Source organism: Nostoc sp. (genome assembly GCF_036917515.1).
Lineage (GTDB): Bacteria > Cyanobacteriota > Cyanobacteriia > Cyanobacteriales > Nostocaceae > Nostoc.
In genome coordinates this window covers 48580-70788 of sequence record NZ_JBALDE010000114.1, presented here as the reverse complement: position 1 = coordinate 70788, position 22209 = coordinate 48580, and the positions used below count along the sequence as shown (strand labels likewise).

The 22209-nt window shown below is 41.6% G+C and carries 16 protein-coding genes, 2 tRNA genes and 2 pseudogenes; 5 read left to right on the top strand and 15 right to left on the bottom strand.

Annotated features, from left to right (window positions below):
* Positions 1-140: 140 nt before the first annotated feature.
* The 11 genes and pseudogenes from rdgB to pyrE all read right to left on the bottom strand — a co-directional run bounded on the left by rdgB (position 141) and on the right by pyrE (position 14535).
* Positions 141-728, bottom strand: coding sequence for an RdgB/HAM1 family non-canonical purine NTP pyrophosphatase (gene rdgB / locus V7K89_RS14825; protein ID WP_335188269.1), 588 nt, complete (start codon positions 726-728; stop codon positions 141-143).
* Between the two features lie 93 nt (positions 729-821).
* Entirely contained in the window at positions 822-2258 is a 1437-nt protein-coding gene (locus tag V7K89_RS14820) for a phosphoglucomutase/phosphomannomutase family protein (protein ID WP_335188267.1), read from the bottom strand.
* Positions 2259-2514: 256 nt separating this feature from the next.
* The gene (locus V7K89_RS14815; RefSeq protein WP_335188265.1) at positions 2515-8334 is read right to left on the bottom strand and encodes a tetratricopeptide repeat protein; all 5820 of its coding nucleotides are present in this window, start codon (positions 8332-8334) and stop codon (positions 2515-2517) included.
* Positions 8335-8373: 39 nt separating this feature from the next.
* The gene (locus V7K89_RS14810; protein WP_335188263.1) at positions 8374-9678 is read right to left on the bottom strand and encodes a P-loop NTPase fold protein; all 1305 of its coding nucleotides are present in this window, start codon (positions 9676-9678) and stop codon (positions 8374-8376) included.
* Between the two features lie 358 nt (positions 9679-10036).
* A complete protein-coding gene (locus tag V7K89_RS14805) occupies positions 10037-10516 on the bottom strand; it encodes a plasmid segregation centromere-binding protein ParR (protein WP_094347280.1) in 480 nt (159 codons plus the stop codon).
* A 5-nt stretch (positions 10517-10521) separates the two neighbouring features.
* Positions 10522-11688 carry a ParM/StbA family protein gene (locus V7K89_RS14800; RefSeq protein ID WP_335188261.1) on the bottom strand — a complete coding sequence of 389 codons (1167 nt, stop codon included), beginning with the start codon at positions 11686-11688 and terminating at the stop codon, positions 10522-10524.
* 74 nt (positions 11689-11762) lie between these two features.
* Positions 11763-11909, bottom strand: a complete 147-nt coding sequence (locus V7K89_RS14795) for a hypothetical protein (protein ID WP_335188259.1) — start codon at positions 11907-11909, stop codon at positions 11763-11765.
* An 18-nt stretch (positions 11910-11927) separates the two neighbouring features.
* Entirely contained in the window at positions 11928-12551 is a 624-nt protein-coding gene (locus tag V7K89_RS14790) for a DedA family protein (RefSeq protein WP_335188257.1), read from the bottom strand.
* 273 nt (positions 12552-12824) lie between these two features.
* A pseudogene (locus tag V7K89_RS14780) lies at positions 12825-12998 on the bottom strand (IS701 family transposase); the annotation flags it as partial.
* Between the two features lie 567 nt (positions 12999-13565).
* Complete coding sequence (locus V7K89_RS14775; RefSeq protein ID WP_335188253.1) at positions 13566-13895, bottom strand: hypothetical protein; 330 nt, start codon at positions 13893-13895, stop codon at positions 13566-13568.
* A 16-nt stretch (positions 13896-13911) separates the two neighbouring features.
* Positions 13912-14535, bottom strand: coding sequence for an orotate phosphoribosyltransferase (gene pyrE / locus V7K89_RS14770; protein WP_335188251.1), 624 nt, complete (start codon positions 14533-14535; stop codon positions 13912-13914).
* A 106-nt stretch (positions 14536-14641) separates the two neighbouring features.
* On the opposite strand from pyrE, the gene V7K89_RS14765 reads away from it, so the two are divergent.
* Complete coding sequence (locus V7K89_RS14765; protein WP_335188249.1) at positions 14642-15073, top strand: hypothetical protein; 432 nt, start codon at positions 14642-14644, stop codon at positions 15071-15073.
* 109 nt (positions 15074-15182) lie between these two features.
* Here the strand turns inward: V7K89_RS14765 and V7K89_RS14760 are convergent.
* A tRNA-Ile gene (locus V7K89_RS14760) sits at positions 15183-15255 on the bottom strand.
* A 296-nt stretch (positions 15256-15551) separates the two neighbouring features.
* Between V7K89_RS14760 and V7K89_RS14755 the strand changes: the two genes are divergently transcribed.
* Positions 15552-16253: a hypothetical protein gene (locus V7K89_RS14755; protein WP_335188247.1), complete on the top strand. Its 702-nt coding sequence runs from the start codon at positions 15552-15554 to the stop codon at positions 16251-16253.
* 94 nt (positions 16254-16347) lie between these two features.
* On the top strand, positions 16348-17802 hold the full coding sequence (locus V7K89_RS14750; RefSeq protein WP_335188245.1) for a hemolysin family protein: 1455 nt from the start codon (positions 16348-16350) through the stop codon (positions 17800-17802).
* Positions 17803-17854: 52 nt separating this feature from the next.
* On the opposite strand, the gene queC is transcribed toward V7K89_RS14750, so the two are convergent.
* The gene (queC, locus tag V7K89_RS14745; RefSeq protein ID WP_335188243.1) at positions 17855-18529 is read right to left on the bottom strand and encodes a 7-cyano-7-deazaguanine synthase QueC; all 675 of its coding nucleotides are present in this window, start codon (positions 18527-18529) and stop codon (positions 17855-17857) included.
* A gap of 338 nt (positions 18530-18867) precedes the next feature.
* Between queC and V7K89_RS14740 the strand changes: the two genes are divergently transcribed.
* Entirely contained in the window at positions 18868-19950 is a 1083-nt protein-coding gene (locus tag V7K89_RS14740; protein ID WP_335188241.1) for a Gfo/Idh/MocA family oxidoreductase, read from the top strand.
* Positions 19951-20268: 318 nt separating this feature from the next.
* Here the strand turns inward: V7K89_RS14740 and V7K89_RS14735 are convergent.
* Positions 20269-20467: pseudogene (locus V7K89_RS14735) on the bottom strand (IS701 family transposase); the annotation flags it as partial.
* Positions 20468-20691: 224 nt separating this feature from the next.
* A tRNA-Thr gene (locus V7K89_RS14730) sits at positions 20692-20763 on the bottom strand.
* Between the two features lie 370 nt (positions 20764-21133).
* On the opposite strand from V7K89_RS14730, the gene argF reads away from it, so the two are divergent.
* A complete protein-coding gene (argF, locus tag V7K89_RS14725; protein ID WP_335188239.1) occupies positions 21134-22054 on the top strand; it encodes an ornithine carbamoyltransferase in 921 nt (306 codons plus the stop codon).
* Positions 22055-22209 lie beyond the last annotated feature (155 nt).

Sequence of the window (22209 nt, the reverse complement as noted above, 5' to 3'; positions counted from 1 at the left end):
GATCATAACTGTAAGGGTTTGCCATACGAATGCAGAAATCAATCACTTCTCTATATATTCTACGTCCTAACTAAGATGGCGACTGCTATAATAAACATTTAAAATTAGTAAAGCCAAATGGTGATTTATCTTCTCCTGACTCAGGACTCAGAAATGAGCACTGTATCTAGTTGGGGAAGTAAAGCAGCAAAAGCCTTGCCTCGATGACTTATTGACCCCTTCAACTCCCGTGTCATCTCAGCAAAGGTCAATTGCAACTCTGGCACATAAAAAATTGGATCGTAGCCGAAACCATCATCACCACGCGGTGTATGGAGAATTTCGCCGAGACAAATACCTTCAGATTGTAATACGATCGCACCATCAGGACGAGCGATCGCTACTGCACAAACAAATTGAGCTTGCCGATTTATCTCGTTACCTAATTCTCTCAATACCCTAGCAATGCGTTCTGAGTCGGTTTTGGCGTAACGTGCAGAATACACCCCTGGTGCGCCATTTAAGGCATCTACTTGCAAACCCGAATCATCAGCAATTGCCCAGTTTCCCGTAGCTTTAGCAATTTGTGACGCTTTTAGACAAGCATTGGCGGCAAAAGTTTCGCCCGTCTCTTCAATTTCCAATTCTTCCGGTTTAAGAGTTAATTCCCAACCAGAATTTTCCAGGTAAGCTTGCATTTCTCGCAACTTACCAGGATTTCCTGTAGCTACTACGAGTAATTTGGTCATTGGTAATTAGTGATTGATCATTGGTCATTAGTCATTGTTCATTGGTTATTTACTAAGGACAAAGGACAAAAGACAAATGACTAATGATTAATTTTACTCTGCCCACTGTTTCGCCCAAGCAAGAGTTTGATGCACTTGCTCAATTGTTGGGGCTTCGCAGTATAGCCGTAAAACTGGCTCAGTCCCACTAAAGCGAATCATTAACCAGCTTTTATCAGCTAGGCGATATTTGTAGCCGTCAATTGTTTGGCAATCAATCACTGTTTTACCTGCAATTTCTGTTAAGGGTTGGGTTTGCAGTTGTTGCAAAAGACGCGATCGCACTTCCATACTTGCCAAGGGCAAGTCAATGCGATCGTATGCTGAGGTAAACCCTGTTTGTTTCTGCAAGTGGCGATAATACTCACCTAAATCCAAACCAGATTCTACAATCGCCTCTAGTACGTACAAGGCTGACAGCAGTGCATCACGTTCGGGAATATGGCTGCCATAGCCAATTCCTCCCGACTCTTCGCCGCCCAGCAATACTTTTGCGACTAACATTCTGTCAGCAATGTATTTATAACCAACTGCTGTCTCAAAGACTGACAGGTTATGTAGTGCTGCTACAAGGGGCATTAAGTCGGAACCACTAACAGTTTTGACTATTTCACCACTAAAGCCGCGCCGCAGGGTTAAGTGATCGATCAATATCGGGATTAATACTTGGGAACTTAGGAAGTTTGCTTCTCCATCTACTGCTGCAATGCGATCGCAGTCTCCATCAAATACCAACCCCACCGTTAAACCTGATTTATCGGTTTCTCGGTGAGTCCTAATGACTTCAAATAGTTTTGAAAGGTATTTAGGCAATGGTTCCGGCGCACCGCCACCAAAGAGGGGATCGCGATCGCTGTTGATTTCTTTGACCTGATTACCCAATAGTCTCGCCAATCCACTAGCAGCAGCGCCATGCATGACATCGGCAAATAATGTCAGTTTGCCAGATGCGATCGCTTCTCGAATTTTGGCAATATCAACTTTACCTTCTAGGGCTTGGGTATAACTGGGCCAAGGATCGAATTTCTCTTGCTTACCTGGAGTAGCTGCGGGTGGTACTCCTTCGAGCAACAGTGCTTCTATCTCTTTTGTGACTTCTGGCGACACCGAACCACCAAAATATCCCTTGACTTTTAAACCTAAATATGCACCAGGATTATGACTGGCTGTAATTACCAGCGCCCCTAAAGCGTTGAGTTGTTTTGCTGCCCAACTAAAAGCTGGAGTTGGGGCGTAGGTTTCACTGAGTAAAACATCAAATCCGATGGCGGTGACAGCATCGGCGACAGCACGAGCAAAGTCTTCCGCCATAAATCGGCGATCGTAACCGACAATTATTGTCCTGCTACCCACTGTCGAAAAATATGTATCATATAATACTTTTGCGGCGACTGGCGCGACCAGGGCTAGGCGTTCAAAGGTGAACTCATCACCAATAACGCCCCGCCAGCCGTCTGTACCAAACTTGATTGAGTTAGCTACAACTGGCATCTAGGTATCCTAACTGTATACTTGAGGATTCTAGCATTTATACAGTGTATAAAGTAAAAAAAGAATCTAGTAATAGTATGTATTAATAATATTCGGCTGTTTCAATACAAAAGTGAGCAAATTTGTGCAATAGATAGAGTGCGTAGACAGGCAGTGACTTGTCGTCAGACAGCGCTTTTTAGCTTACAAGTAAAATCCGCCTTTGTAGACTTTTTATATAGTATCTACGCAAGCTTGGTTTATGTAGAGGCGAATTCTAATCGCTAAGTATTCCAGCATTGTCCAGATTTGGATGTATTAACTGCTCTACCTCAGCAGCTTTTTCGCTTAAATCAAGCTCTCTGTAGATTTGCAGACTTTCAGTCAAAAACTGGATAGCAATTGCTTTAGTATCTGATTGATGAAGCTGGCAGCGGTTCAGGTATATTTCGCCCAAGAGTTTACGAGATGAAGCTTCTAGTTTCCGGCAATTATACTCCTGAAAAACTTGGAGGGATTCTTGGACTAATTCTTCGGCTCGGTCAAGATTTTTTAAGACACTGACTTCTAGATAAGCATAAGCAATATCAAGAGTTCCATCTGCTCGATTTACTATCTGCCCCAGTTCGGCAAGATATGTCAAGCCTGTATTATAATATTCTTCAAATTGGGCAATTTGTTCTTGCGGTAACGAGTCATTAAAAGACGACAGGCGTAAGCGTTCTGACCAGATTAAGCTAAAGACAATGTGGTCGTAAGCAAGATTTTTTTTATAGTCTCCTGTGGTACTAATTTGAATTGCTTGAAGGATATTTTGTTCAGCTTGTGACAATAATTCAAAAGCTACTGCTCTATCTAAGCTATTTTTTGCTAGCAAGCGTTGGCTGTTACCAAGTTGCATACAGTGTGTAGCTTCACTCTCATCATGACCTAACTGCTGATAGAGATTTCGACTTTGCTGATAATACTCAATTGCCTTCGTGTAATCCTTTAAATTGCGGTAGCAACTAGCGATCCAAGATAGTTGATTAGCGACATTCTCCTCTAGACCCAATTGCTCATAAAGGTTATGGCTTTGTTGGTGGTAGGCGATCGCTTGTTCATATTTCCCCCAAGCTTGATAGATGCTACCTAGCTGACGGTAAGTTATAGCTATTAATGATGTGTCATGTAATGTCTGGCGTATGAGCAAACATTGCTGCTGACACTCTAATGCTTGTTCGTACTTGCCCCAGTCGCCATAACAATCAGCTAGCCAAGACCACAAGTTAGCCACATTCTTCTCCTTGCCCAATTGCTGATAGAGGTCATGGCTTTGCTGGAAGTAGATGATCGCTTGTTCGTACTTGCCCCATGCTTGATGAATCGAGCCTAGTTGTCTGTAAGCATCTGCTACATTTGTTTGGTCATCCAGTTGTTGACGGATTGCTAAATCCTTGAGTTGATATTCGAGTGCCTGCTCATATTTTCCCCAATCCAAATAGCAACTAGCCAGCCAGTACCACTGGTTTGCTACATTCTTCTGTTGATCCAATTGCTCATAGAGTTCAAGGCTTTGTTGGAAGTAAGCGATCGCTTGTTCATATTTGCCCCAAGCTTGATGAATCGAGCCTAGTTGTCTGTAAGCATCTGCTACATTTGTTTGGTCATCTAGTTGTTGACGGATTGCTAAATCCTTGAGTTGATATTTGAGTGCCTGCTCATATTTTCCCCAATTCCGATAGCAACTACCTAACCAGTACCACTGATTTGCTACATTCTTCTGTTGATCCAATTGCTCATAGAGTTCAAGGCTTTGTTGGAAGTAAGCGATCACTTGTTCATATTTACCCCATGCTTGATAAATTTCACCTGATTGACGGTAAGTTATAGCTATCAATGATGTGTCATTTAATGACTGGCGTATGAGTAAACAATGCTGTTGACACTCTAATGCCTGTTCATATTTGCCCCAGTCGCTATAACAATCAGCTAGCCAGTACCACAAGTTAGCAACATCCTTCTCTAAACCCAATTGCTCATAAAGTTCACAGCTTTGTTGATAGTGGGCGAGCGCTTCTTCATATTTACCCCATGCTTGATATATACGTCCTAGCTGATAATGAGCAAGAGCTATTTCGGTTTGGTCATCTAACTGCTGGCAAATTGCCAAGTCCTTTTGTTCACACTCTACGGCTTGCTGATATTTACCCCAATCACGATAGCAATCAGCTAGCCGATACCACAGGTCAGCTACATCTTTCTCTTTACCTAATTGCTCATAGAGGTCACGGCTTTGTTGGTAGTGAGCGAGCGCCTGTTCGTATCTACCCCACTCTTGATAAATTCTTCCCAACCAAAAGTAGGAGAGAGCTATTCTCGTTTGGTCTTCTGAGATTCGGCAGATTGCCAAACACTTTTGCTGACACTCGATAGCCTGCTGATATTTGCCCCATTCTCGATAGCAATTACCCAACGAACTCCACTGGTTGGCTACATTCTTTTCTTTACCCAATTGCTTATAGAGGTCACGGCTTTGTTGGTAATGGGTGATCGCTTGTTCGTATTTACCCCAAGTTTGATAAATTCGTCCTAAGCGCCAGTAAGCGAGAGCAATTTCGGGTTGGTCATCCAACTGCTGGCGGATTACTAATTCTTTTTGCTCACACTCTACAGCCTGCTGATATTTACCCCATTCCCTATAGCAATCACCCAACCAATACCACAAGTCAGCTACATTCTTCTCTTTACCCAATTGCTCATAGAGGTCGCGGCTTTGTTGGTGGTAGGCGATCGCTTGTTTATATTTTCCCCATGCTTGATAGATGTAGCCTAAGTGAAAATACGCCAAAGCTACTTGTGATTGGTCTTCTAACTTTTGGCAAATTTCTAAATCCTTGAGTTCGCAATCGAGTGCCTGTTCATATTTACCCCAATCACGATAGCACCCAGCTAGGTTATACCACTGATTAGCCACATCCTGATCTTTGCCCAATTGCTTACAGAGGTCATGGCTTTGTTGGTAATAGGTGATCGCTTGTTCGTATTTACCCCACTCTTGATAAGTTCTAGCTATATTCGACAGATCACTTGCTTCATCTTCAGACTTTTGACGTTCTCTGTCTATAGCTAAAGCCTGCTGGAAGCATTCTAGTGACTGCTCATATTTGCTGTGTAAGCGATGACAAGCACCTCGATTTCTCCAAAACAGTAGAAAAGCTGATGGATGAATATATAAGGCTAGTTTTTCAAAGCATTCTTGATAGTGGTCAATTGCTTTATCAAATTTATCTTCTTCCTGATAACAAGTTGCAATTGACCAAGCTATATAAGCACTGTACCTGACATTAGGCTGAATATTGATTTCTTCTAGAAGCTCAACAGCTTTTGTATATTTATCTGTACGAATATAAGATATTGCGGTGAGTAAGTTTAATGCCCTTTGAGAATCTTGATCGCCACTATAATTTTCCAGACTATTTTCTAAAGCAGGTGTCATTTCTTCACCTAGTTCTTTAACCAACTCTCTTAGACAACAAAATATAGTAGGCTCTAGCTGATTAACAATATCAATGGCACAACTAACTAATCCTGCCCCTGGTTCACCACAAGCAACATAAAGAATAGCTGTCTGTGCTTTTACCCGTATTTCTTCAGAAAGTATTGAGTCATTAGCAAATTCTTTCAGTTGTACCAGAACTTCACCTTTCTGGTTAAACAGTTCAATTTGGCGTAACAGCCTTAATAGTTGTTTCGTTGTATTATCCTCAAAGTCTGTATCTAAACCGAGATAGGTCGTAACTAATTTTTGAATTAGCTTTTTGCGACGACTACTATTGACCTCAACTTGAGTTAAAACCTCCCCAGCGAATAGCAAATCTTTCAACTGTAATTCCATCTGGTTACAGTTAGTAGTTGATTCCTCTTGCAAACCTGACCAGATGATAATCGCATCCTGTGAAGATACATTTTTGATTTTTAACTTACTACTTCGAATTACAGGTTCATAAGCCTCAAGATTACTGAAAAGCTGCTCAACTAGCTTATTAACCTGTTTAGGAGAATAAATTCCGTAATAGCCTAAAGCCAGTAAAATCGGCTCATTCCATCGTGGCTCATGCAAATGTTTACGGATAATTCCTAAAATATCGCTTACTTCATTGTCAGCGATATAACGTGCAGCAAAATACTCCTCAAACGTCAGGTGCATAAAGCCGTAGACTCCTGGCGCACGTTCCACAAATAGACCTGTGGTTTCCCGCACTTTTCGTAAAAACTCCTGCACGGCTTGCCGCACTGAGTCTGATTCTAGGTCAGTATCATTTAATTCTGCTAACTTTGCTGCTAACTGTTGTTCAACTTCTGCCTCAGTGACTAAACCAGAGGGCTTCTCCTCATGCATCCAGTAAGCCAGTGGTGCTAAAAATGCCACTACTTCATTTTGGTTCAGCAGCACTTTCGGAGCATCTGGCAACTTCTTACCTAGCTGCCAATCTTCGGTCAAGGTTTGCACTGCCAATTCATAAAGTTTCACCCGGCGGTTAGGTAAGCGTTCACCATTGCGGTGAATCAATGCCAAAATTGTCAACAGCAGAGGGTTCGCTGTCAAGCGCTTTACACCTTCATTGTCTTTAATTGCCTCTAAAATTTTCCTTGCTTGGTCATCTCCTGCTCTTTGCCATTGCGCCTCACTAGCTTCTGGCTGCTGCGTTCCTTCTATCGCCAAACACCAGCGTCCCAGGAATTTTTCTACCTGTTCGCCACCCATATCCTCAATAGTGAACTCCGCAAAACGGCTACTCAGTTTCACATCACGGTAGCCAGCTATGCGGCTGGTAATGACAAATTTATTAGTAGAGAAAGCATTGACAAACTGATCAATCCTTTCCACAATCAGCCTGCGGCTTTCTTGTTCAAATACCTCATCTAACCCATCTAGCAGCATTAAGCACTGCCCTTGGCGCATTTTTTCTAATAGTAGCGTCGCCATCTCAGTTCCCGCTTCAGCTTCATCTTGAAAGTAAGCTTCCCACTGGCGGTAGAATTGGCGCAGATAGTCCAGCAGACTTAATTCTGGTTCTTGTTGTAATCGTTCTGCATAGTCAGCAATGCGAAAGAAAATTGGCAACAGAGCCTTACCCAATTCTTCTTGGGGTTCGCCACCTATTACTGTTTCATTGCGATCGCGTTTCGCTGTAGCAAAATGTAGTGCTAAATAGCGCAGTAGCGTTGTCTTTCCCGCACCTGGAGCGCCGAGAATCACGCAGTATTGATTCTCCCGCACTGCATGAGATAAATCAATTCTTTGTGTTACTGTTTTGGTGCTAGTAGTGGGTATTGAACTTAGTAAAACTGGTTCGTAATGAGAAGGTTCGTCTAATTCATAGAGACTAGAGATGCTCATGCTCAACCTATGTTCAGCTTTGCGAAATGTAGTCATCTCGTGGTCTAGTTTCGACGTTTCTGTAACTTGTTGTCGCCTTACTGCTTGCAGTGAAACATAAATTTGATCCAGAAAAATATCCACTTGGCGCTGGACTTGCATCACGCCACTGATTTTGAGATAGGAATTCTCAGCTATCAACCACTCCAGATAAGGATAAAACAGGGGATTTACGGGTGGACGTGCCTCAAATTTCACTAACTTACCCCGCCAATCCCAGAAATCAGGCGCACGGTTACGAAACTCTTCTAAAAATTCCTCTTTATTCAGCCAAAAAATTATGACTAATTCCCGCCCAAATAGCGAATCTCTCCCTAAATTCAACTGCTTCATCTCTTGTTTCAGGCGAGGCGTTGGCAGTTGGTCAATTCCAAATGCCATTACCAACTTGCGTTTATTTTGAGAATTATGCAGTCCAGTTTCATCTAAACTATAGAGAAAGTTATAAAGTGAGTTCTGACTGTAAAAGAAATTTTGAGGTTCATTAAAAGTAGGATGACTATCTGATAAAATTAACTTGATTTCTTCAACTACCGGATGTTGTGGGCCACTTTCCGGTGCAATAGCAAAAATTGTCGTTGTCCCACTAGATAATTCTAAGAAACTAACTAATTTATTTAGCTCTGTGGCGTCATTTGCACTTATAAAGTAAGTGGTAGATTCGTTAGAAGCCATTTTTATTAATGAATAATTGCTAATTGCGAGAAAAAATAACTATTGAATTTTTGGAGAGTTAGCAGCTTGCCAACGTTGTAAATCTTCTAAAAGAATCGGGTTCACATCAAACCAAGATTTTTTATTATGAGCGTAATAACCTAATACAAACTTGTTTTGCAAAAGCTCATCACAAATCACAAACTGACCTTTGTTAGGCAAACTATGGGTATTAGTAGTTAAGCAACCTGTGCGGTGAACTTTATCTAGTTCGTAAAAATGGTAATCACTTAAATTATATTCTCTGCGAACTTCTTGCACAGCTTCTTTAGCAACATCTAAGTTTACATATATCAAATTTAGCCTTAAAGAAACTTCACAAGCTGTACGAGCCAATCGCACCAAGTCACGCATCACACCGCCACTTTTTTCCGAAATTAGTTCTAACGCATCTGGATTAAATAAACCCTTATAAGCATCACCCAAACTTGCTAAACGCTTATAAATTACATTATTAAGACTGTCTCTACCAAGTTGATTAGGGACTGTAGTAGGACATAAATTCTCATCGCACTCAAATACTGGTGGATTAGTTAAATCTAAACATTTTTGAAAGCTTTCCATTGGTTGACGAAAGCTTGGAGAATACCTAAGTGAAATTGGAATTGCATATATAATATGGCAACTTAGCTGAGTCAACAGTGGACTAGCGAACATTTCCAAGGCTGTAACTTGATCGTGTCGGTCAAGACCATCTACAATCACCAGTAACTTCTGCTTGTTTCTTTTCTCGGCAGCTTCTATGATGGCGTTAACTCGCTCAATTATTTTACTAAGCTGCGGACGAATATTGAGAGTTGTAGTAACTTTTCTAGTTAGTCCTTGTTTAAGAATTAGACCTAGTTTTTTGATAATTTCTGGAAGTTCAAGACCAGTGTTTTCAGTATCTTCATCTTGATAAACTACAGTTTTAAGACTTTCGAGTAAATCATTTAATAAATCGCCTTTTAAGCCCCACTCTCGTTGAATGACTTTTTCAAAAATTTTAATTCCAATTAGGACTACAACTTCAGCATAGCCAATGTTGTACTGGTCGAGAGCAGTTATAGTATCAATCCAAATTACTGTATACTTGCTGTTCAAATGTTGTTCTAATCGCCGCAATTCTGTAGTTTTACCACCACCTCTGTGACCTGCTAGTAAAAATTTAGCTGGGTCGTCCTCCATATCCAAGAAAGTGATTAAATTCTCTACAGGACTGTTAGCTCGCTGGACATAAAAATTTTTCAGTTCTTCAGGTGTAGTAAGTGGTTCCTCTGGCTTAAAAAGCTGATAAGCAGGCTTCCAAAAACTGGTATTGCTCATAGTGACAAATCTCAACTGACCTCAAACAGTGTTTGGACTTACACTCGTTTATCTCAGTATAACTGGGTAATTTCCTGCTGTAGATTTTTAAATAATACTGTATCCCACTTTGACCAAATACTAAAATTGATGTGCGATCGCTCGTTTTAAATAACTTAATTAGCCGCGTAGATGCATTGACGCAAAGCCACTTTCCGTTCACGTGGTGTCTCCAAAGAAAAAGGGTAGCATCTCGCTCGTTGCCAAATCCAAATATTGTATGTGTATAAAATATATATAAACATTAACAATCCTTAATAGTTAATACTATTAAGGATTGTTAACATGAGCAAAAACTACTCATAAACCTGATTTTTCCTTAAAAATCATCGAGAAACTGACTAAGGCGACTGATTACGGGGTCAACCTCTTGAGGAGGGGTAGCAACAGTATAAGAAGTATTATTTACTACTTCTAATTGAGTTGGAGACGGAATGAACGATCGATCGTTGACTATGAGCGCCAGTTGTGCAACTTGTTGAGAAAGTTGCAGTAGATGATGTTCCATCGCCTCCAAACGATTAGATCCCTTGGCAAAAAAACGTTCCTCAAGTCCAGCCACTTGACGTTGCAGTTCACCGATTTGTTGATCGATGGGTGTTGTTACTGCCGTTTGTGGAGCAGGTTGTACAGGTTCCGGTACACATAAAGATTGCCACAAGGCTTCTTTACAGAGGTCGCTGAAAGTCTTGTCTGGTTGTTTTTCCAAATAACTTTCTACTTGCGCTAACAAGCTTTCATCAGCAAGCTCTGGGTTGAACGTGACGGATTTAACTACCTTTTTTGACCATTGGAACATCAGCTTTATGCCCTAGCAGCGCGATTGGAGGATAATTGTGCCTCTCCATAAATATACTGCCCCAAAGCATTCGCCTGACGGGAAGGTGCTGCTAAATGAGCATTAATCTTTGCTTCTTTGAGCAGACGTTGAACGTCGTCCCAGAAGAACTCACCACCCCCGCCAGTCAGAATCACATCGGTGACGCGTTCTGGCAACCAGGCTAGCACACGGCTACAGATTTCGCGCGAAAACATCTCTGTGAGGTTGGGAAGAAAATCATCTAGGTTGGTGGGCTTGCTAGCGCCTTTAGGACGGTAAAAGCGTTCGCCTCTGGGTTTGTTCACAGCGGAAATCAGCGCTAGAGATTGACTATCTGCTCCCTCAATTTCGGCAGATACCAATTCATAAAACTTATTCATCCCGAAGTCTTCACTCTTAGAAGCACCTCTAGCAAAACGGAAGTTATCTACCATCAAAAGATCGACAGTTTGATGTCCAATATCGACGATCGCCACCGATATTTTTGTAAAATCGGGACTGCCAGGGTTTTTCTTGGGTTGAGCTTCAGACCACAGCAAGCTGCCGTAGCCTTCTGGCATCACCCATACCTTACTGACGTTCAGCGATATAGATTCGCCTCGGAAGTTCAACACATGAGGGCCACCGACTTGGCTAATTAACTGTGCTTTTTCCTTTTCAAATTGCTCTAAGGAAAGAAAAGGCAGACCCAGTACAACTGAGATATCATCTCTGAGTTTGAAGTAGCCAGCACTTGCTAATACTTTTACCAGTGCAGCTTCTACTTTAGATTGTCCAACTCCTAAATTCGCCCCAAAATCGGCTGCCAGTTGACCAACAGCATATCCATTTCCCTGATACTCCAGCCACAAATCCATTAAGGGGTCAGTAGCTCTGGCTTCAAAAACACCACCGCGTACTTGTTCTATCGACATCTGCTTGACGTTGGCAGGTACGAACACTACACTGCCTGGTTCGCGACTCACACAAGTTTTTGTGGAAGTTCTGCCTAAATCAACACTGAGAATGGTTTTCCCTGGAATACCGCCTGGCTTGATACCGGAAGGAGGATTATTATTAACAGCATTTATGGGAGTCGATGCCAATGGCTGCCTATTCATGGGTATAGCAGCGGCATTGATTGGGGTAGCTGCGGAAGGTTGGTCTGTCATGAAAGCTCCTAGTTCAAACTTAACTGTAAAAAGTTGTCATGCTCATCTTACAAAAATGCGAGCAACCAGAAATTCTAGGTTGCGTCAAGTGTAGCTAGAAATACGCCAAAAATTAATTCCGGCGATACCTCTGGTGGGCTTTGCCAACGCACATCTAGTATTATTTGGCATAGTGTAGGCGAATTTTGGCCAGATGTAACCCCTGCTTTCACTGCTTTCAAACCAAAACCGTCCGTGTTTCATCTTCTAGTGCGTCTTAACTGGCGCTTGAATATCCAGAAAACAAATGCTAGAACCAAACCGCCAAGTACGATTTTGGATACAGGAGCAAGGTACTTGTCCACAAGTTCATACTGACTACCCAATATGTATCCTGAGTATGTTAACAAACCTACCCAAGCAGCGCTACCGAATGTTGTGTAAAACAAAAATGGTAGCAAAGGCATATTGCTAATACCTGCAGGAACAGAAATCAAGGTGCGGATTCCTGGCATAAGACGACCAATTAATACTGCTGTTCTACCTTGTTGGTCAAACCACTCTTTGGCCTTGGTGATGTCTTTACTGGATATAGCCAGCCATTTGCCATACTTGTCAGCCCAAGTTTTCAAACGAATTTCACCCAAAAACTTACCCGGATAGTACCAAATAAGCGCGCCCAATACAGAACCCAAAAGTCCTGCGAAAAACACACCAATGATATTCAGCTTTGCCCCTCCTGGTTGATATGGACTTGCTGTAAATCCAGCCAGTGGCATAATCAATTCTGAAGGAATGGGGGGAAAAAGATTTTCTAAAAACATTAGTAGGGCAATTCCCCAATAGCCAAAATAGTTGATAGTATTAGTTATCCATTCAAGCATTGAGTCAATTCCTGAAATTGCTGGACTAGTCTTGTTACTAAATTCAGCTTTAGCTTTTTTAAAGGGTATAAGAGTTACGCATTGACAAAAAATCTCATCTATCTGTACTAGACAGCACAAGTATGAGTGAGATTGTCCACAATGTATTTACGTATAACAACAGTGAATAAGTTTCTTTGTAATTCATACCAATTAGAAATCATCTTATCAGAGCGCATTTTTTCTAACCTAACACATGCTTGAAGTGAGCAAAATATGTGTGTTTTAATCGCTTTCTTTTGGTTCGTATCTCTCTCTTAACAAAAACCTGTATACAGTGTCATATGACACTTTTGCCAATATCTTTGCTAATCTACAACATCCTCCATGTTTTGGTTCTGATAGCAGAAATATAGTGTAATGTTCCAGATTGCATTGTGCTGTCGATGGTTTGCTGATTTCTCTAATTGTCCGATATCTAATAACTAGACAACTCTTGTATTTTGATACATTATTTTACCATTCTGTCAATGCGTAAGTCCTACAGTTAGCCCTTTCAAGGTGAACGTTTGTACTACATGAAAACATTCAATTTCAACCAATTTTCCTAATTTCGAGGATGCGATCACTTAAATTTACAGTCCAAAAATTTGGGGTTGAATGCAGCATTTCTTTGTTCAATTGCAGTCGATGCCTGAAATGCCGTCAAAACTCTGATAGTACATATGCTCACCTTGAAAGGGCTAGAGGATATGAGCAACAAAGCGAGTTCTTGCCCCATTCCCCACCTTTCTGTCTCTCCTGCCTCTCCTGCCTCTATCCCGTCCTCAACCAACTTGTAATCGGAAGGTCACGAGTTCAAATCCTCCTGCTGGCTTTTGTTGAAAGACAAGGATCTTCCTGACTAGAATTTGCTTGTAGTTTTTTGTCTTGTTGCGACGACCACAATAGGTACTTACACAAACCCTCTTGAAAAGTTTTTCAGAAGGATTTTTTGATTTATTTTAGAGCGATCGCACAAGCTCATTGCATTGGTTAATTCAAAGCATCAGCGATCTTAATACCAAGGTGTTGCAATGCTTTTTCTTTCACAAATTCAGCTGCATTACGAGCCGATTCTGCCAAAATAGTATCTGTGTTTGGAGTAAGCTTCAGCGCTCCTCCCAGGTATCCCAAAGCTTTGCAATAATAATCAGTCAGGTTGGTAGATGCCAGTCTCTTTACAGTTTGATGATCGCCATTCTGAAAAGCTGTTAACACTTTGTGGTGTAAATCGTTTTCTGGTTTTCCTAGTACTTCAAGAATTGCGTTCACAGCTTTCTCAACTTTTTCTTGTGTTAGTTTTGTAGATATAGTTGCTTGCATATTTATCTCCTTTTATTTATGAATTCGCAAGTTGTCGGTAGCGTTCTTGAACTTCCCGAATCGAAAACAAAGTTTCAAACTTCAACCCTGCTGACTGGTACAACTCACCTCCCCCTTGATCTCTGTCTACCAGTGAAATTACTTGATTTACGGTATAACCTGCATATTTAAGACGCTCAACTGCTTTTAGAGCAGATTGCCCAGTTGTTACTACATCTTCCAAAACTACTACTTTTGCGCCCTCTGGTAAACTGGGGCCTTCTATATAAGCTCTTGTACCATAACCCTTGGCTTCCTTGCGAATAATCAGCGCTGGTATTGGGCGGTTTTCATAAACAGAAACTACACTCACTGCTGTCACAATTGGGTCAGCCCCCATTGTTAAACCACCTACAGCCTGTGTATCTACAGGTAATAAAGGAAATAGTAACCGTCCAACTGCCAAAGCACCTTGAGGATGAAGTGTTACCTGCGTTTTATTGACGTAATAAGAACTACGCAGCCCAGAAGAGAGGAGAAAATCACCCTCTTGATAAGCAAGTTGGCAAAATAAATCTAGTAACTTATAGCGCAAAGTGGTCAAATCAGAAGTGGTTGCCCAAATATCTGAGTTGGTAAGAGTTTCAGTAGGATACGTCATTACAAAACATTAAAAGTTGTGCTACACCAAAGGTTGAACTCATCAGAGTTCTGAACTTCAGCATAAATTAAGATTCGCCCAAAGCAAAAGTTGAGGAGTCAGAAACGTGCGTATAAAATTTAAAATCTTTGGCGGTTTATTGGTACTGCTTACTGCTGGTATTGCTTTTCCCTCTATTGCATTTGCTCAAACGGCAACACCCAATTCTGAAACTACGAGTGATGTATTTGAACGAGCCTATTTTAGTCACGATCGCAATTTCTACGAAAATGGCAGCCTCAAGCGTCAACTAGACTCATTTCTCGGATTTGGTTCTAGTTTCGGTGGTTCCTTCCCAGAAAATGAAATTGCCCGCGATGCCGAGTTGGTTAATACTTTATATCATGATGCCCTGATTCAGCAAGTTGGCAACGATCCTTATATTCGTACTCCTGATTTACCAAATCCTTATGACACATCGCTAATGATGTCTCCTCGCTATAGCAACAAACTTAAAGTCGGAACTGAATTCCGGTTTGAAACTTTACCATCTCGGTAAGATTTGGGAGTGGGGAGTCACAAGGGAATAGGGTACAGATTATTTCCTATCACCTGTCACCTCTCCCCTAATCCCAATGCCCTTGTATTACTACTTTTTGATGATTCAGTGCGCCCTGCTGGAATCGAACCAGCCTGAAGACGAATTATGAGTTCGTTGCCTCCCCAATCGGCCAAAGGCGCTTGTTTTGTTGGTTTGTGGGTTGCTACGAGTAAATTACTTCAACTCTTAGGTCAACTTTATTTGCTAATTTTAGAGTAATAAAAATAGCTTCTGCACTGAGTTTAGCCAATTCCGTAATTATATCACAGATTTTCCACCCATAAACACTGGACAATAATTTACCAGATTTTTATACTACATAATTTGATCGTAAATATAGTGCAAACTAATATTGATTAAGTTCCTTTAAGGATTGAGGTCAAAAGCTTCACTATTCTTAAATAGACCAGCATTCTATTGTGATAGCTTGTCAGCGATGAAAATAAATTCTACTGTACTTCTTACTTTGATTTTGTTAATTCTGATGATGGGAGCAGGTTCCGTGAGCGCTTTTTTGGGCTTTGAACTGGGAAGTTCAGCACTTAAAGGCGTAACTACACCAGATGGGCGTCCGACAACCAAATTCGCCAGCAATAAGGCAAATAATTCCCAACAGGGAGGGTTAGTGCTATTAAAAGAGGAAGAGATTCTGAAAATCGTCAAAGCACGAATTGAGGGTAAGACCAAAGCTGCTAAATCGGAAAAGCCAGAGGAAGATGATGAAGAAACCAATAGCAGCAAGCAAAAGCCAGAGGAAAAATCCCCAGAAGTAGTTGAAGAAAAACCCCTGCCAGGTTTTCCGGTTACTGCCCAAAGTCAGGGTGTAACAATGACTGTGCAATCTGCCCGCTACTCTGGTGGTGATTTGCTACTGAAAGTGAAAATGCAGAACAAAGGTAAAGATTCTGTGCGCTTCTTGTATAGTTTTTTAGATGTTACCGATGACAAAGGACGAACCCTGAGTGCAAGTACAGAGGGTTTACCAACAGAATTACCTGTAAATGGGCCAGTATTTTCAGGTACAGTGAGCATTCCTACAGCTTTACTTGATGATGTCAAGAAAATATCACTTGCTCTGACTGATTATCCCGCTCAACAATTGAAGCTAGAGGCATCGAATATTCCTGTAGAAAGGTAGGAAAGGACTGGGGACTGGGGACTGGGGACTGGGGACTGGGGACTGAATTCTTCCCAATACTCAATCCCCGATACCCATTCCCTAATCCCCCTAAATGGAGGGCGTGAGTTTTACACGAGCTTTGACGGTGAGTGGTTTTCCTAATTTAAGTTTGATAGACGTGGTGCTGCGGTTGTTGTCAGTGTTACTACTGATTGCCATAAATGCCTTTTTTGTGACGGCGGAGTTTTCGATGGTGAGCGTACGGCGATCGCGTATTCACCAGCTAGTTAAGGCTGGAGATATTCCAGCGATCGCTGTAGAAATGTTACAACGCAGTATTGACCGACTGCTATCTACCACCCAGCTAGGCATTACCCTCTCTAGTTTGGCACTGGGATGGATTGGTGAAAGTACGATTGTTGTGCTGGTGAATGCTTGGTTAAGATCCTGGCCTTTACCAGGTGGGATGACTGCCTTCCTCGCCCATTCCCTATCAATTCCTATCGCCTTTTTCTTGATTGCCTATTTGCAAATTGTGATCGGAGAACTATGTCCCAAATCCTTAGCCATGCTGTACTCAGAACAGCTAGCGAGGTTTTTGGGGCCTCCCGTAAAAGCGATCGTGCGTTTTTTTGGCCCCTTCATCTGGATTCTTAACCAATCAACTCGTTGCTTTTTGCGGATTTTTGGTATCCAATACACAGGTCAAGGCTGGCGACCGCCTGTGACTCCCGAAGAATTGCAACTGATTATCTCTACAGAATGGGGATCTACTGGTTTACAGCGTGCAGAGCGAGAACTGCTCAATAATGTCTTTGAGTTTGGGGATGTCATGGCCCAAGATGTGATGATCCCCCGCACCAGTATTATCACACTACCAAAAGATGCTACCTTCCAGACATTACTCAGGGAAATGGCTTCTACTGGTTACTCTCGCTATCCTGTGATTGGTGAATCTTTGGACGATGTTCGCGGTATTGTTTATTTTAAAGATTTAGCACAACCTCTGGCTGTAGGAAAGCTCAGTTTAGAGACACAGATCCAACCTTGGATGCGTCCCGCTCGGTTTGTTCCAGAACACACGCCCTTGAGTGAACTTTTGCCCATGATGCAGCAAGAGAAACCCGCTATGGTTATGGTAGTCAATGAATTTGGCTCTACTGTGGGACTAGTGACAATTAAAGATGTGATTGCCGAAATTATTGGCGATCCCAGCGAACTTGAAAGCAGTGAAGACTTACTAATTCAGATGTTAGATGAGCAAAAATTTTTGGTGCAAGCACAAATCAACATTGAAGACCTCAACGAAGTTTTGCATCTCAATTTGCCCCTGACCAGAGAATACCAAACACTAGGGGGCTTTTTGCTGTATGAGTTACAGAAAATTCCTGCCAAAGGCGAAACCTTTTGTTATCAAAATCTTGAATTCACCGTGGTATCGATTGTTGGCCCACGCCTACATCAAATTCAACTGCGACGGTTAGGGGAAGAGGGGAGAGCAGAGGAGCAGGGGAGTAAAGGAGATGAGGAGACAAGGGGGACAAGGGGGACAAGAGGGAATTATTGAACAAAGTCTCCACATTGTCTCTTCTCAATGCCCTGTTTTGCCAATGCCTCTACTATGCATACGCCAGTGGATCGACAAGTCCTAATTCGGCAAAAGCTGCTAGCCGTAAGCGACAAGAATCACACACACCGCAGGCGACATCTCCACCAGTATAGCAAGACCAAGTTAGTTCCCAAGGAACTCCCAATTGGTTCCCCAGTTGGATGATTTCGGTTTTTTTCAGGTTGATTAGGGGTGCAACAATATTAATTGGTCGTCCCTCACGCCCTTGTTTAGTTCCCAAGCGAAAAACTTCTTGCATTGCTTGGATATAGTCGGGGCGACAATCAGGATATCCTGAGTAATCCAGGGCATTAACGCCGATATAGACACGCTCTGCGGCGATCGCTTCGGCGTAACTAAGAGCAAAGCTTAAAAAGATGGTATTACGAGCTGGAACGTATGTTACAGGAATATTTTGAGACATTTCATCCAGCGATCGTTCCTGGGGTAAATCAATGGCATTATCAGTAAGGGCCGAACCGCCCCATCGTCGTAAGTCAAAGTTAACTACCTGATGTTTTGTGATCACAGCTTTTTGAGCGACACTGAGTGCTGATTGTAACTCTCGTCGATGTCGCTGCTGATAATCAAAGGAAATAGCATGACATTCACAGCCATCAGCTTGAGCTTTGTACAAAATTGTGGAAGAGTCCAATCCCCCAGATAACAGAATTACAGCTTTCATCTCGGTTGCAAATTTTGGATTTCAAATCACTGCATCAAACCTTAACAAGATGCCAAAAAGCAATGCAAAGGAGAATTTATACTTAAATCTTACTGAAATTTTTAAAGTTAATAAAAATACATATATTTTTGTAGAAAGTGTAAAATCCAAAGCAAACTCGAAATATCTATACAAAAGATATTTGGATTACGGGAACCGATCACAAACTTTGAAATTCTTCATAAACATAGGCTCTATGTTACCATCTGGATGGTTTTAGACGGATCGTAACCGGCTTTCGAGTATAAACGCCAACGGCCGTAGCGTCTCTAAATTTGGTGGTTGAGGAGAGAATAATAGTGCAAAATAGCATGTCAGTGGCAGAACCGAATCTATATACACAGCGCAACCAGCCACGACCAATCCGCATAGGCGTGATTGGAGTGGGTAACATGGGACAACACCACGCTCGCGTGCTGAGTTCAATGAAAGATGTTGAACTAGTCGGAGTGGCAGATATTAATGTCGAGCGAGGATTAGAAACTGCCAGCAAGTACAAGGTGCGTTTTTTTGAAGATTACTGCGATCTGCTACCCCTTGTGGAAGCAGTTTGTGTAGCTGTTCCCACCCGTCTGCACTATGCCGTGGGCATCAACTGTCTGTTAGCGGGAATTCATGTTTTGATTGAAAAACCAATCGCAGCCAGTATTTCTGAGGCAGAGTCTTTAGTAAATGCCGCAGCTGAGTCTGGGTGTATCCTGCAAGTAGGTCATATTGAGCGTTTTAACCCAGCTTTTAAAGAACTGAGCCAAGTTCTAAAAACAGAGGAATTACTGGCGCTAGAAGCCCACAGAATGAGTCCTTACTCAGATCGAGCAAACGATGTTTCAGTTGTGCTGGATTTAATGATCCATGACATCGACCTACTTTTGGAATTAGCTGCTTCCCCAGTAACGAAATTGACTGCTAGCGGTACTCGCTCCTTAGACTCTGGTTATTTAGATTACGTAACCGCCACCTTGGGCTTTGCCAATGGTATTGTTGCTACTCTGACTGCCAGTAAAGTCACCCACCGCAAAATTCGCCAAATTGTTGCCCATTGCAAAAATTCATTTACTGAGGCAGATTTTCTCAAGAATGAAATTTTGATTCACCGACAAATGGCTGCCAATTCTCTCACCGACCACCGACAAGTACTTTATAAACAAGATGGTGTAATTGAAAAAGTTTACACCAGCAATATTCAACCACTAAGTGCAGAATTAGAACATTTTGTCAACTGTGTACACGGTGGCAATCAACCTTCAGTAGGTGGTGAACAAGCTCTCAAAGCTCTGAGACTTGCAAGTTTAATTGAGCAGATGGCGCTGGAAGATCGAGTTTGGAATCCTTTAGACTGGCAATCGGAACCAAGGGTACAATCTTTGACCCCCACAGTCTAGAAGAAGAGGAGCCGAGGGGGATGAGGGGGACAAGGTGAAATTTTCTCCCTTCTCTCTCCGTGCTACCCCACAGCCCCAACTTCAGCAGAAAATCTAGAGTATGTTTTTAAATTTGCCATCAAATCTTTAGATCCTTCCTAGTCCCCTTTTAAAAAGCAGGCTAAGGAGGATCTAAAAAATTAGAAAACAAAATCTAATGAGACAAACCAGTAGTACCGCAAGGCGGAAGTCAAAAGTCAAAAAGCTTGTGTTGTAAGCTTTTCCCTGATTGTGAATGGTATCTCTATTTACGCCGTGCTGTACTAGGTTAATGATTTATTTGACTGTATCAAATAAATCTTTCGGTTCGTATCTCTCTCTACAACAAAAACCTGTTCACACTGTCATGTGACACTTTTGCCAATATCTTTGCTAATCTACAACATCGTCCATGTTTTGGTTCTAATAGCAGAAATAGAGTGTAATGTTCCAGATTGCATTGTGCTGTCGATGGTTTGCTGATTTCTCTTTGTCCGATACCTAATAACTAGACGACTCTTGTATTTCAATACATTATTTTACTATTCTGTTAATGCGTAAGTCCTATAATATTATTTTGATACTTAATTCCAAACAATTCGGCGACACTAATTTGCGAAAAGTTAGCATAATTAAATTGAGTCCAAAAAATGCCTCCACAAAATTAATTTGCCAAAAACGACATTAATTTGCAAATTACATATAATTTGTAAGTGTATATAAAGCCAGCAGCGGGATTTGAACTCGCGACCTTCCGATTACAAGTCGGATGCACTACCACTGTGCTATGCTGGCACGTTTGACGATTACTCTTAATTAGCAACCATAATTCAATTTATCATACTACCATTAATTTATTTATTTGTCTAGCTATAAATAAAAAATAGCTGCCTCATCAGAAATTAGGCTAAAAGACCAGAAATTTCAGCAATATCGCTGCTTGTGTACGCATAGATAGTTTTGTCTGACGTTGCCATTGTGAAGATCCAGAAAAAATCAGTGATTCAGAATCACTAAGAAAGTTGATAAATTAATATTCATATTAAAAGCTAACTCAAATCCTGGGCTGAACCCAAAAATACCTAATCAGTTCTAAAACTATATTTTCTTGGCACAGCTGAATAAAGGAACAGAAATATATAATTATTTTTTACAGATTACAAGCATGGCAGCATTGCTCGGAAGAGACTTATTAAGTTTAACGGACATCAGTTCTACGGAACTTCAAGAACTCCTGCAATTGGCAACTCAACTTAAATCACAACAGTTGAAGTTGCAGTGTAATAAAGTTTTGGGGTTGTTGTTCTCCAAAGCTTCAACTCGTACACGGGTAAGTTTTACTGTGGCGATGTACCAACTTGGTGGACAGGTAATTGATCTCAACCCTAATGTCACTCAAGTTAGTCGTGGGGAACCTTTGCAGGATACAGCGCGGGTATTAGATCGATATCTGGATATTTTGGCAATTCGCACTTTTGCCCAGCAGGATTTGGAAACTTTTGCTCACTATGCCAAGATTCCGGTAATTAATGCGCTTACCGATGCAGAACACCCTTGTCAGGTATTAGCTGATTTATTGACGATTCAAGAAAGCTTTAACACTCTTGCTGGGTTAACTTTAACCTACGTGGGTGATGGAAATAATGTTGCTAATTCTCTGATGTTGGGCTGTGCTTTGGTGGGGATGAATGTTAGAATTGCTACTCCTAGTGGATATGAGCCAGATTCTAGGATTATAGAGCAAGCAAGAGCGATCGCTAATCACAAAACTGAAGTCCTTGTCACTCACGATCCAGAATTAGCTGCTAAGGAATCTGCGGTACTTTACACTGATGTTTGGGCGAGTATGGGGCAAGAGGCAGAAGCAGACAACAGGATGCCAATTTTCCAGCCTTATCAAATTTCAGAGCAGCTATTAAGTCTTGCCGATCCAGAGGCAATTGTTTTACACTGCTTACCAGCCCATCGCGGTGAAGAAATTACCGAGGCAGTTATAGAAGGTTCCCAATCACGAGTTTGGGAACAGGCAGAAAATCGCCTCCACGCTCAAAAGGCTTTACTTGCAAGTATTTTAGGGGCAGAATGAAAGGAGTTAAGAGTTAGGAGAGACGCGATTAACCCTTGTCTGTACAGGAGTTAAGAGTCAGAATGGCGAGTATAGAGTTGACTCTTGACTACTTATATTTGTAAAAAATTCAAAAGAAATGGGTAAAAGAAAAGACAATATTCTTGCTTTTGCCT